This window comes from Bradyrhizobium sp. 134, assembly GCF_023074155.1.
Classification (GTDB): Bacteria; Pseudomonadota; Alphaproteobacteria; order Rhizobiales; family Xanthobacteraceae; genus Bradyrhizobium.
On sequence record NZ_JADPKX010000069.1, the window covers coordinates 215,199 to 227,974 of the forward strand.

Below are 12,776 nucleotides of genomic sequence, written 5' to 3' on the forward strand. Positions count from 1 at the left end.
GCGAGCGCCGCGCGGCATCAGGTATGTCAGGCGGCCTCGCTCGATGCGGCCGGCATGCCGCCGCGGCAAGCGAGGCAGAAAGCCGCGAACGCCAGCGCCGCCCGCGGATCGTTGCCATTCGACGGCGGCACGAAAGCGAGCGACACTTGCGCGTGCTTGCGGCCGCCCAACAGACAGGCGTCGATCCCCTCGACGAGCGCGTTGCGATCGTCTTCGGCGAGAAGCGACGGCCAGCCGCTGATCGCGACGCCCTTGCAGGGCTTCACGTTCAGCGTATTGCCGATCGCAAGGCCAAGCCGGAATAGCCGCCGGCGCAATTCCTGCCGCACGCGCGATGAGAGCGGCATCGCGGTCACCCATTCGCTGCCGAGCTGAAGCAATTCGGCTTCCGCGACGCCAAGAAGCTCGGCCAGGGCCGGAAGCGACGTATAGGCCTCGACGCAGCCATGATGACCACAGCGGCAAATTGGTCCGTCGGCTCCGAACACCATGTGGCCGAGCTCGACCGGCTGGAGAGCATCGTCCTCGATCGGATCATCCATCCAGGTGCCCGCGACGCCCTGACCGACAAAGACGAAGAGATGCGCCCCGCTGAATGGATAGTTCTCCGTGCGGCAACGGTGAAAAATGGCGTGCGCGACGACGGAGTTGGTGAACTCGACCGGCACGCCGGCAAAATTCTCGCCGAACATCTCGCTGATGCGCCCGACATCGCAGGGAATGATCGGATTGCCTGACGCGCCCAGCCGGCCGAGACCCGGAATGGAGACGCCGATCTGCGCGAGGGGGATGCGTCGGCCCCGCGTCCACTCGTGCAGCAATGTCATCGCCTCGCGAAACGCCCGGCTGACGGTCGCGACGGTCGGCGTCTTCGGTAGCGGCACATGCCCGCTGTAGTGCAGTTCGCCCGACAGGTCCCCAACGCAGACGCTGAGCCGCTGAGTGGTCAGCTCAAACGCCGCGAGCGCCACCGCCTTATCGAGCGACACGAGGCCCGTCGGGCCACCGACATAAGGGGCAGGGCGCCGCACTTCCTCGATCAGGCCTTCGGCCTTCAGGTCGAACAGGATGCGCGACAGGCTCGCTTCCGACAGGCGCACGGCCTTGGCCAGCGGCGGCCGGAACGACCCGCCCGACTGAAGCAGATGAGTCAAAATGGCAGCACGCGTCTGCCGCCGACTTCTCGGCTGCTCCGGCATTTCCATCCCTGTCGTCATTCTTACTTAGAGTAAGAATTTGCGCGCGAAGCGTTTCGACGTCAAGCGCCGGCCGAGGCATTGCGCCGACTTGTTGTTGTGCGCGGCAGCAAGATTGTATCGGAAAACGGCGCCATCCGGAGATGGCGCCGTTTCGAAAGCCGTGATGGCTCGACTTACTTCCGGTCCTTGATCGCGATGTAGTCGCGGCGGGTGACGCCGGTGTAGAGCTGGCGCGGACGGCCGATCTTCTGCTGCGGATCCTCGATCATCTCGCTCCACTGGCTGATCCAGCCGACGGTGCGGGCGACCGCGAACAGCACGGTGAACATCGAGACCGGGAAGCCCATCGCCTTCAGCGTGATGCCCGAATAGAAGTCGACGTTCGGGTAGAGCTTGCGGTCGATGAAGTACTGGTCGCTGAGCGCGATCTTCTCGAGTTCGAGCGCCACCTTCAGCATCGGATCGTCGCCATGGCCGGTCTCCTTGAGCACGGCGTGACACATCTTCTGCATGATCTTGGCGCGCGGATCGTAGTTCTTGTAGACGCGGTGACCGAAGCCCATCAGGCGGACTTCAGAGTTCTTGTCCTTCACCTTGGCGATGAACTCGGGGATCTTGTCGACCGAGCCGATCTCGGCGAGCATCGCCAGCGCTGCTTCGTTGGCGCCGCCATGCGCCGGGCCCCACAGGCAGGCGATGCCGGCGGCGATGCAGGCGAACGGGTTGGCTCCGGAGGAGCCGGCGATACGCACCGTCGAGGTCGAGGCGTTCTGCTCGTGGTCGGCGTGCAGGATGAAGATCTTGTCCAGTGCATCCGCAAGCACCGGGTTGATCTTGTAGTCCTCGCACGGCACGGCGAAGCACATATGCAGGAAGTTCTCGGCGAACTTCAGCGAGTTCTTCGGATACACGAAGGGCTGGCCGACCGTGTACTTGTAGGCCATCGCAGCCAGCGTCGGGATCTTGGCGATCATGCGCATGGAGGCGATCATGCGCTGCTTCGGATCGTTGATGTCGGTTGAGTCGTGATAGAACGCGGCGAGCGCGCCGACAGCCGCCACCATGATCGCCATCGGATGGGCGTCGCGGCGGAAGCCCTGGAAGAAGCGGGCCATCTGCTCGTGCACCATCGTGTGATGGATCACGCGGTCGTCGAAATCCTTCTTCTGCGCGGCGGTCGGAAGCTCCCCGAACAGCAGCAGATAGCAGGTCTCGAGGAAGTCGCCATTCTCGGCGAGCTGCTCGATCGGATAGCCGCGGTATTCCAGCACGCCCGCGTCACCGTCGATATAGGTGATCTTGGACTGGCAGCTCGCGGTCGAGGTGAAGCCCGGGTCGTAGGTGAACAGGCCGGACTGGCCGTAGAGCTTGCCGATATCGATGACGTCGGGCCCGACGCTGCCGCTGTGGATCGGAAGATCGAAATTCTTGTTTCCGACCGTCAGTGTGGCGGTCTTATTGCTTGGTTTTGCGTCCATCAGAGGTCCCCGATGTATGGTGAAACGGGCCGGACCCGGAGGCCCCGATGAGATATCGCGGGGCAAGCCGGATGTTCCAGAAGGTACGGCTGAGATGGGTATATTATTGCTGTGTGCGCTGCAAGATGGCGCCACGCATGGTCGACTTACGTCGTAGCCTGGTCCTTGGGCCCGGGTCCTTAGCGCGGTCCTAGGCCTATTCCGTGGCCTGATCTTTAAGCCGGCCCAGGCTTTCCTGGCGTCCCAGGACGTCCAAAACCTCGAATATGCCGGGCGACGTCGTCCGTCCCGTCAGCGCCGCCCGCAGCGGTTGGGCGACCGCGCCGAGCTTGAGACTATTTTCCTCGGCATAGGCGCGCAGCGCGGCTTCTGCATTGGCTGCGCTCCACATCTCGACTTTCTCCAGCGCGGAATGAAGCTGGCCGATCAGCTTGCGGTTCTCAGGCGTCAGCAGCGCTGCCGCCTTCGGATCAAGCTCCAGCGGCCGGTCCGCGAAGATGAAATAGGCGCCGTCGATCAGCTCGATCAGCGTTTTGGCGCGCTCCTTCAGGGCCGGCATGGCCTTCAGCAGCTGCGCGCGCGTGGTGTCGTTTAACTTGGCCTTAAGCTCGTCGCGGCTGGGCACGACGTGGTCGAGCACGTCCTCGAACATCTTCACGAGTGATTGATCGTCGGCATTGCGGATGTAGTGGCCGTTGAGGTTTTCCAGCTTGGCGAAATCGAAGCGCGCTGCTGCGCGGCCGACGCTGGCGAGGTCGAACGCCGCGATCATCTCCTCGGTCGAGAAGATTTCCTGGTCGCCATGGCTCCAGCCGAGCCGGACGAGATAGTTGCGGAGCGCGGACGGGAGGTACCCCATGGCGCGGTAGGCGTCGACGCCAAGCGCGCCGTGCCTCTTGGAGAGCTTCGAACCGTCCGGGCCGTGGATCAGGGGGATGTGGGACATGCTCGGCAGCGTCCAGCCCATCGCGTCGTAGATCTGCTTTTGGCGGGCCGCGTTGATCAAATGGTCATCGCCGCGGATGACATGGGTGACACCCATATCGTGGTCGTCGACCACCACCGCGAGCATGTAGGTCGGGTTGCCATCGCCGCGCAGCAGGACGAGGTCGTCGAGATTCTCGTTCTGCCAGACCACGCGGCCCTGGACCTGATCTTCGATCACGGTCTCGCCGGTCTGGGGCGAGCGGAGCCGGATGGTGGGCTTCACGTCGGTCGGGGCCGTCGCCGGATCGCGGTCTCGCCACAGGCCGTCATAGAGGCGCGTGCGTCCCTCTGCGCGCGCCTTCTCGCGCATCGCGGTGAGCTCCTCGGCGCTCGCGTAGCAACGATAGGCCTTACCCTCGGCGAGCAGCTGCTCGGCGACCTCGCGGTGGCGGGCGGCGCGGCTGAACTGGTAGATAACGTCGCCATCCCAGCCGAGCTCCAGCCATTTCAGGCCGTCGAGGATGGCGCCGATCGCCGCCTCGGTGGAGCGCTCCCGGTCGGTATCCTCGATCCGTAGCAGCATCTTGCCGCCGTGCTTCTTCGCATAGAGCCAGTTGAACAGCGCCGTGCGCGCGCCCCCGATATGGAGGAAGCCGGTCGGCGAGGGAGCAAAGCGGGTGACGACGGGAGAGGTCATTCTTGGCAGGGCCTATGCATTGGAGGCGGTGGTATATAACAGGACCGGAGCATAACTAAAGCCCGGCAGCGGACCGCCAAGGGTTGCTTGAGACCTTGCTTAAGCCCTTGGCTCAGCCTCCCGAATTTGGCAGAAGGGCCGCTGATTTCCCTACAGGATTTTCGTAATGACAGAACCGGTGGCGAACGAGGTTGGGCGCGATTTCATTCGTGACATCATCCAGGCCGACCTCGACCAGGCCAAATACAAGGAGATCGTGACCCGGTTCCCGCCGGAGCCGAACGGCTATCTCCATATCGGCCACGCCAAGTCGATCGCGCTTAATTTCGGCATTGCCCAGGAATTTCCGGGCCGCTGCCATCTGCGCTTCGACGACACCAATCCGGTCAAGGAAGAGCAGGAATATATCGATTCCATCCAGGCCGACGTGCGCTGGCTCGGCTTCGACTGGGGCAAGAACCTGTTCTTCGCTTCGGACTATTTCGATCGCCTCTATGAATGGGCGGAGCAGCTGATCCGAGACGGGCTCGCCTATGTCGACGACCAGACCCAGGAGGAGATCCGTCTTGCGCGCGGCACGCTGACCGAGCCCGGCAAGAACTCGCCGTTCCGCGATCGCACCGTGGATGAAAACCTCGACCTGTTCCGTCGCATGAAGGCGGGCGAATTCCCGAACGGCGCGCGCGTGCTGCGGGCCAAGATCGACATGGGTGCGGGCAACATCAATCTACGCGACCCCGTGCTGTACCGAATCCTGCATGCGCACCATCCGCGCACCGGGACCAAGTGGAGCATCTATCCGAGCTACGACTATGCCCACGGCCAGTCGGATGCGATCGAGGGCATCACGCATTCGATCTGCACGCTGGAGTTCGAGGACCACCGGCCGCTCTATGACTGGTTCATCGAGAAGCTGCCGGTGCCGTCGAAGCCGCACCAGTACGAATTCGCGCGGCTGAACCTCACCTACACGCTGCTGTCCAAGCGCGTGCTGACCCAGCTCGTCCGCGAGGGCCATGTCGCGGGCTGGGACGATCCGCGTATGCCCACCATGGCGGGGATGCGCCGCCGCGGCGTGCCGCCGGCCGCCCTTCGCGAATTCGTCAAGCGCATCGGCGTGGCGAAGGCCAACAGCGTTGTCGACGTCGGCATGCTCGAGTTCTGCATCCGCGAGGAGCTGAACCGCACGTCGCAGCGGCGGATGGCGGTGCTGAAGCCGCTCAAGGTCGTGATCGAGAACTACCCGGAAGGGCAGACCGAGGAGCTCGAGGCGATCAACCATCCGGACGATCCCTCTGCCGGCACCCGGAAGATCACGTTCGGCCGCGAGCTCTATATCGAGCAGGACGACTTCATGGAGAACCCGCCGAAAAAGTTCTTCCGTCTGTCGCCCGGCAACGAGGTGCGGCTGCGCTACGCCTATTTCGTCAAGTGCACCGGCGTGATCAAGAACGAGGCCGGCGAGGTGGTGGAGCTGCGCTGCACCTACGATCCCGCGACCAAGGGCGGCAACGCGCCCGATGGCCGCAAGGTCAAGGCCACCATGCACTGGCTGTCGGCGGCAACATCCGTGCCCGCGGAAATCCGCGTCTACAACCAGCTGTTTGCCAATCCGAGCCCGGACGCCTCGAATTTTGCGGCCGACCTCAATCCGCAGTCGCTGGAAATTCTCGCTGATGCCCGCGTCGAAGCATCGGTCGCCGAGAGCAATTCGACCGAGCCGATGCAGTTCGAGCGCCAGGGCTATTTCGTGCGCGACAAGGACTCGACGCCCGGCAGACCGGTATTTTCCAGGACCATCGGTCTGCGCGACACGTTCGCGAAGGAAGTTGCCAAGGGCTGAAAAGAGCTGCGAGACCGCAATGAGCAATGAAGCCGACGCGATCGTTTCCGCCGTCATCGCGAAATGGCGCGCCGGCTTCGCAACGCTCGACGCCGCGGCACTCTCGTCTCTGTATTCGAAGAATGCCTTCTTCTTCGGCTCCAACCCAAAGCTCTACCGGGGCGGGGACGGCGTCGCCGACTATTTCAACGGCCTGCCGCGCTGGCGCAAGCCGGGCGCGGTGTTTTCCGAGGTGAGGGCGGCGCAGGCAGGTCCTGACCTCATCAACATGGCCGCGACCATCTCGTTCGATCTTGCCGGCGAACGCCCCGATTTCTCGGTCAAAATGAGCTGGGTCATCATTCGCGAGGACGGCGACTGGAAGATCGTCAATCACCACGCTTCGTCGCAGGCGCCGCTGATCTGACCAGCGGGGGCACACGGCTTCGTCATTCCCGTGAGAGAACGAACGTGCGGCCTGCGCGTTGGGGTGGGTCCAACAAGGAACCCACCATGCAGAACATCGCAGAGCATATGGAAGTCATCGGCGCCGACGGCGTCCATATCGGCACCGTCGACAAGGTCGAAGGCAATCGCATCAAGCTGACCAAGAAAGACAGCGGCGAAGGCAGCCACAAGGGGCATCATCACTTCATCGACAAGGGCCTCGTCGCCGATATTGAGGGCAACAAGGTTCGGCTGTCGGCCAAGGCCGATGTCGCTGTGACGATGGAAGAGGAAAAGTAGCGATCGCAACCTTTCGTTCCTGATCCGTACCGCTATCCGCCCGCCTGCACGTTCCGGTAGCTTCTGACTTCGTTGCGGATCATCGAGTGCACGAAATGGCGGAGCCGGGCCGGCCGGTACGGTCGCAGGGGATCGCAGGGACGTGGCCCGCGGGCCGCACCGCGTCCGCGGGCGGCCTCGCGCCTGCAGGCCTCGACCTCTGGACATCGCTGGCCGAGACCCTCCGCGCATGGCTACGCGCCGAGGCTGGCGCCGGGCGGCTGTTGCCGTGGGTGCCCGTAGCGTTTGGCTGCGGCATCGCGCTTTATTTCTCTGCCGATCACGAGCCAGTACTGTGGGTCGTTGCCACGACCGCCATCGCACTCCTGCTTGGCGCGGCTCTGTTGCGGCGGAGCCGGCTGTTCGCCCCAGCCATCATGATCGCGGCGGTCGCGGCCGGCTTTGCCGTCGCGACCTGGAAGACGGCGCGCATCGCCCACCCGGTGCTGGCAAAGGCGCTCTATTCGGTGTCGTTGTCGGGCTTTGTCGAGGCTCGCGACATCCGCGAGCGTACCGATCGTTTCGTGCTGCGCGTCACTGCGATGGAGGCGCAACGCAGCGACGTCAGGCTTGAGCGCGTGCGCCTGTCGGTCCGCAAAGGCACCGCGCCGGAGGTCGGTAGCTTCGTTCAGCTGAAGGCACGGTTGATGCCGCCGCTCGCGCCGGTGCGGCCCGGCAGCTACGACTTTTCGCGTGACATGTTCTTCCAGGGCATCGGCGCCTCCGGTTTCGCGATGGGCGCAATCACGGCGGCGCCGCCGCCTGAGACCGCCGGCTTGCGGCTGCGTTATGCGGCCTTCATGCAAGGCCTGCGCGATGCGATCGATGCCCGCATCCGGGCGACGCTCGACGGCGACAACCGGGCGATCGCGACCGCGCTGCTTACCGGGCGGCGCGATGCGATCACCACGCCCGTCAACGATGCGATGTTCATCTCCGGTCTCGGCCACGTGCTCTCGATTTCCGGTTATCACATGGCCGTCGTTGCCGGTGTCGTGTTCTTCGCGGTGCGGGCGCTGCTCGCTCTGATCCCGGGACTTGCGGCCGGCTTCGCCATCAAGAAATGGTCGGCGGCCGCCGCGCTGGTCGCTGCTGCGTTCTACCTGCTGCTGTCGGGCGCGGAGGTCGCAACGCAAAGATCGTTCTTCATGACGGCGGTAGTGCTGATCGCGGTGATGGTCGATCGCCGCGCCATCACCTTTCGCACGCTTGCTGTCGCCGCGCTGATCGTGCTGGCGGTCGCGCCGGAAGCACTGGTGCATCCGAGTTTTCAGATGTCGTTTGCGGCAACGCTCGGGCTCGTCGCCTTGGTGCAGATCGGCATGCCCAATTTGTTTGCCTCGCCGGACCATTCGGCGACCGCGCGCATTGCGATGTGGGGTGGCCGCGAGATCGCGATGCTGTTCATGGCCTCGCTGATTGCGGGACTTGCGACCACGCCCTACGCCGCTTTCCATTTCCACCGTGTCACGCCGTTTGGCGTGCTTGCCAATCTCTGCGCGATGCCGGTGGTCTCGGCGCTGGTGATGCCGGCGGGATTGTTGGGGCTGCTTGCTGCGCCGTTCGGGCTGGACAGCGTGTTCTGGTGGCTGATGGGGATCGGCATCGAGTGGATGGTCGCGGTCTCGCGCTGGGTCGCGGCATTGCCGGGCGCGGTCGGCCGCATCCCGGCGTTCGGGATCACGTCGCTGATCGCGGCGAGCCTGGGAATCATTGTGCTAGGCTTGTTGCGCACGCCGCTACGCTGGTCCGGCGCCCTGGTCCTGCTGGCAGCGATCCTCTGGGGACTGTCGGCGCGGCAGCCCGACATCCTGATTGCCGGGGATGGCGCCAGCGTCGCGGTGCGGGGCAGGGACGGATATCTGCACCTGATCAGGACGAGCAAGGACAGCTTTTTGCTCAAGGAATGGCTCGCTGCCGACGCCGATCCGCGCGATGCCGGCAGAGCCTCGCTGGCCGATGGCGTGTCATGTGACGAATCGGGCTGCGTGACGCCACTGGCCGACGGGAGGTTGGTCGCGCTGGCACTGCGCGTCGACGCTCTTGCGGACGATTGTAGTCGGGCCGCGCTGGTGGTGACGACACGCCCCGCGCCGCCCGATTGCGCGGCGATGGTGGTCGATCGGCAACGGCTCGCCAGTCAGAGTGCGCTGGCGCTGACGCAGCGTGGTGACGGCTTTGTGGTTCACGCGGTGAGGGCGAGAGGCGCGAGCCGCCCCTGGTTGCCAGCCGGCGCAGGCGAGGGTGATTTCGACGGCAGCCTTGCGCCGAAGGCGATCGCGCCCCGCATCAAGGACGCAACGCCGGCGGAGACCGACTTGCAGGCCGACGATTGATCTGACGGTGCGGAGCAATGCAGTGGATCGGTGCATCTGCTCGGATTCGCTGGGCGCAAACCACGCCATCTCGCCGGCCACGGCCGGCGATGGCGATTCAATCTTGACCTCCGACCTCGTAGCCGGCTGCGTCAGCCGATCGGCAGGCGCGTGACGGTCGGCTGCCTGTCGGCGATGACCTGCGCCTTGTGCTCGCGCTCCGTCACCGGCTCGGTCACAGGCAGTTGCAGCACGGTCGCGCGCTGGCCTTCGACGAGCTGCGTCACCAGCACATATTTGCCGTCCGGGAATTCGATCGCGTCATGATGGCGGTCGGGAACGTGCGGGTCGATCTTGCCGAACTTGCCCACGCGGGAATTGATGGTGCGCGTCCAGATCCAGCGATTGTCGTAGCGAACGTCGTCGGCGAAGGCGAGCTCCGTTCCCGGCAGCAGGCACACGGCAACAGACGGATCGGCTGCCGAGGCGAAGCCGCGCGTCGAGGTGCCGCGGAAGCTTGTCGTGACGATCGTCTCGCCGACTTCGGCGGGGCGCGACGCGACGGCATGCAGGCTGTAGTCACACATCGGGTGCTCCTCATGCTGGGATAGCAACCCGCGTCTCTTAATCGAGGCGCAGGCCTCTATCAGAGTTGAAGCATGAACGCTCTGCTTGGTTGTGGGCAAATCTGCGGCTGGTTTCCGCAAGCCGCGATCACATTATCTTTCCCGCATTCAATAGGAACAAAGCCTGCTGCGATGCATTCGGGAGGCGCGTGCGCGAATATCGCCGGCTTGACCGCAACGGTCGAGCTTGATCGCTGGCCGCTGTTTCCTCGAACACTTGCGCCGCGAACCAGTTCCGCTTCGTGGGCGTCGCGAGGAGCCAGCGCCGAAGGAGGGGCCGGATAGTCTGTGCAGAACCAGAAAGACTACCCAGCCGGAGCGGACGATGATCCGCTCCAATCCCTGACCGGCGATGCCGATCGGAAGCGCGCGCGGCGCCAAGCACCTCCGGTATGAAGTACTCCCGGTATCAAGGACGCCCGGTATCAGTACTTCCGGTAAAGCCCGATCAGCTTGCCCTGAATCTTCACCCGGTTGGGTGGCAGGATGCGGACCTCATAGGCCGCGTTGGCGGGCTCGAGCGCGATCGAGGCGCCGCGACGGCGGAAGCGCTTCAGCGTGGCTTCCTCGTCGTCGATCAGCGCCACCACGATGTCGCCGGTATCGGCGCTCTCGTTTCGCTGAATCAGCGCCATGTCGCCATCGAGGATGCCGGCCTCGACCATGGAATCACCGCGCACTTCGAGCGCGTAATGCTCGCCCGAGCCGAGCATGTCAGGCGGTACGCTGATAGTATGGCTGCGGGTCTGCAACGCCTCGATCGGCGTGCCGGCCGCGATGCGACCCATCACCGGCACCGCGACGGGACGTTCGCCCTCGTCCGCGGGCAGGCTGGAGCTCGCACGCACCTTGCCGAGATTGCCCTCAATGACGCTCGGCGTGAAGCCGCGGCGGCTGCCGGCGGCTGCCTGGAGCTCCGGCAGCTTGATGACTTCAATCGCACGGGCGCGGTTGGGCAGGCGTCGGATGAAGCCACGCTCCTCGAGCGCCGTGATCAGGCGATGGATGCCCGACTTCGAGCGCAGGTCGAGCGCATCCTTCATCTCGTCGAAGGAGGGCGGTACGCCGCTTTCCTTCAGACGTTCACTGATGAACCGCAGAAGCTCGTATTGTTTGCGCGTTAACATCTCGACCAAAGTCCCCCGGTTGATGTCGTCCGATTCCGAGACGCTGAATTCGGCAATAAGCCGCTACATGCTCGAAACAAATCATGAACGGACACTATATGTTCGATACATGTTCCGCAACTGCTTAATTTACCGTGAACAGAGCAAAGTTCGCGGAACGTGCATTGCCGGACGCTCAGACGGGGAGCCGCAACACTTCGCAAGCCGTGCCGGCTTCGGCCTTCGGCGCGAACGGTGCGCGCACGAGAAGTACCTGTGCTGCAGCGAGATTCGCAAGCAGCGAAGAGTCCTGATGATTGACGGGAAGAACGACGCGCGTGCCATCGTCACGCTCCTCCAGATGCGCGCGCAGATAGTCCTCGCGCTGGTCGTTGGCGCCGACGTCGCGGCCGAGCACGGCGCGTTCACGGCGATGGTGAATCACCGAACGGCCCGACAGGGCGCGAATCAGCGGCACCATGAACAGGAAAGCGCACACGTAGGACGACACGGGATTGCCCGGCAGGCCGATCACACCCATTGCGCCGAGCCGCCCGTGCATCATCGGCTTGCCTGGCCGCATCGCGATCTTCCAGAACGCCATTGCGATGCCTTCGACCCGCAGTGCCTGCTGGACCAGATCGTGGTCGCCGACCGATGCGCCGCCGGTCGTGATCAGGATGTCGGCGCCGCTCTCGCGGGCGCGGCGGATGCCGGCGGCGGTCGCCTCCAGCGTGTCGGCGGCAATACCGAGGTCGATGGTCTCGGCGCCCTCGCTGCGGGCGAGCGCGTGCAGGGCGTAGCCGTTGGAATAGACGATCTGGCCGTGGCCGGGCATGGTGCCCGGCATCACCAGCTCGTCGCCGGTGGCGAGAATCGCGACTTTCGGACGCCTGAAAACGCCAAGGTGCGGATGGTTCATCCCGGCGGCGAGGGCGAGGTCGCGCTCGGTGAGACGATTTCCCTTGCGCAGGAGCACGTCGCCCTCGCGGAAATCGACGCCTGCGGGGCGGATGTGCCGACCGGCGATCGCGGCTTCCTTGATCGTGATGCGCTTGCCGGCGGCGACGGTGTCCTCCTGGATCACGACGGCGTCCGCGCCACCGGGAACGACGCCGCCGGTGAAGATCCGCACGGCCTCGCCGGCGCCGACCATCCCCGCGAACGGTCGGCCCGCCGCGACTTCGCCGATGATGGTGAGCTCCGAATCGATCGTCGCGGCATCGGCCGCGCGCACCGCGTAGCCGTCCATCGCCGACATCGCCTGCGGCGGCTGCGTGCGCCGCGCCGCCACGTCACCCGCGAGCACGCGATGGTAGGCCTGGTCGAGGGAAATCATTTCATCCGGCAGCGGCTCTGCACCCGCCAGCACCGCGGCAAGCGCGTCGGAAACCGGCATCAAGGCCACGGCGAAAACTCCTGCTCGGCACGTTCGGGCGAATGTTCCGCACGTCTTCTAGCCGAGCGCGCGCGCAGAGGCAAAAACGGCTGAGCGGGTGCAGTCATCCCACCGCATTGTTCCGGAAGGCAGGATCAAGCGCGTTGCGGCATGATCCGAAGAACGTGTCAGATCGGCAGGACAGTGGTCATGGCAAGACGAGAACGACGAGCGCCCCGGACTGCATCGATCAGCTCCCTGGCTGCCCGTGAGTTACGTCGGGCGCCTTGGGTCCCTGATCCTTGTCGGGCAGCGGATCGGCCTGGGATTTCAGGTCGGCGGCCTTGCTCACAAGCTTGGCGGAAAGGTCCGAATCTGAAGTTGTCCTCGCGAATTCAAGAAGAAGAGAGGCCTGCTTGGTGAGGTAGGTTTTGCCCAACAC

Annotated in this window: 11 protein-coding genes; 4 read left to right on the top strand and 7 right to left on the bottom strand. The window is 64.6% G+C overall.

From position 1 onward, the window contains the following. Positions 1-26: 26 nt before the first annotated feature. The 3 genes from IVA75_RS26170 to gltX form a co-directional block, all read right to left on the bottom strand. Entirely contained in the window at positions 27-1,205 is a 1,179-nt protein-coding gene (locus IVA75_RS26170) for an ROK family transcriptional regulator (RefSeq protein WP_247290003.1), read from the bottom strand. Between the two features lie 167 nt (positions 1,206-1,372). Then, positions 1,373-2,677: a citrate synthase gene (gene gltA / locus IVA75_RS26175; protein ID WP_247289604.1), complete on the bottom strand. Its 1,305-nt coding sequence runs from the start codon at positions 2,675-2,677 to the stop codon at positions 1,373-1,375. A gap of 196 nt (positions 2,678-2,873) precedes the next feature. Then, positions 2,874-4,301: a glutamate--tRNA ligase gene (gene gltX, locus IVA75_RS26180; RefSeq protein WP_247289606.1), complete on the bottom strand. Its 1,428-nt coding sequence runs from the start codon at positions 4,299-4,301 to the stop codon at positions 2,874-2,876. A 166-nt stretch (positions 4,302-4,467) separates the two neighbouring features. On the opposite strand from gltX, the gene IVA75_RS26185 reads away from it, so the two are divergent. The 4 genes from IVA75_RS26185 to IVA75_RS26200 all read left to right on the top strand — a co-directional run bounded on the left by IVA75_RS26185 (position 4,468) and on the right by IVA75_RS26200 (position 9,245). Beyond that, entirely contained in the window at positions 4,468-6,144 is a 1,677-nt protein-coding gene (locus tag IVA75_RS26185) for a glutamine--tRNA ligase/YqeY domain fusion protein (protein WP_247289608.1), read from the top strand. 19 nt (positions 6,145-6,163) lie between these two features. Beyond that, complete coding sequence (locus IVA75_RS26190) at positions 6,164-6,550, top strand: nuclear transport factor 2 family protein (RefSeq protein ID WP_247289611.1); 387 nt, start codon at positions 6,164-6,166, stop codon at positions 6,548-6,550. A gap of 86 nt (positions 6,551-6,636) precedes the next feature. Next, positions 6,637-6,870 (top strand): DUF2171 domain-containing protein, encoded by a 234-nt coding sequence (locus IVA75_RS26195; protein WP_007610829.1) that lies wholly within the window; start codon positions 6,637-6,639, stop codon positions 6,868-6,870. 95 nt (positions 6,871-6,965) lie between these two features. Further along, positions 6,966-9,245, top strand: coding sequence for a ComEC/Rec2 family competence protein (locus IVA75_RS26200; protein WP_247290005.1), 2,280 nt, complete (start codon positions 6,966-6,968; stop codon positions 9,243-9,245). A 131-nt stretch (positions 9,246-9,376) separates the two neighbouring features. Here the strand turns inward: IVA75_RS26200 and IVA75_RS26205 are convergent, their stop codons facing one another. From IVA75_RS26205 to IVA75_RS26220, 4 genes are all read right to left on the bottom strand, one after another. After that, a complete protein-coding gene (locus IVA75_RS26205) occupies positions 9,377-9,811 on the bottom strand; it encodes a hypothetical protein (protein WP_247289612.1) in 435 nt (144 codons plus the stop codon). Positions 9,812-10,275: 464 nt separating this feature from the next. Further along, complete coding sequence (gene lexA, locus IVA75_RS26210; RefSeq protein ID WP_106945054.1) at positions 10,276-10,977, bottom strand: transcriptional repressor LexA; 702 nt, start codon at positions 10,975-10,977, stop codon at positions 10,276-10,278. Positions 10,978-11,152: 175 nt separating this feature from the next. Beyond that, the gene (glp, locus tag IVA75_RS26215; protein WP_247289614.1) at positions 11,153-12,364 is read right to left on the bottom strand and encodes a gephyrin-like molybdotransferase Glp; all 1,212 of its coding nucleotides are present in this window, start codon (positions 12,362-12,364) and stop codon (positions 11,153-11,155) included. A gap of 220 nt (positions 12,365-12,584) precedes the next feature. Then, the gene (locus IVA75_RS26220; RefSeq protein ID WP_027567129.1) at positions 12,585-12,776 is read right to left on the bottom strand and encodes a hypothetical protein; all 192 of its coding nucleotides are present in this window, start codon (positions 12,774-12,776) and stop codon (positions 12,585-12,587) included.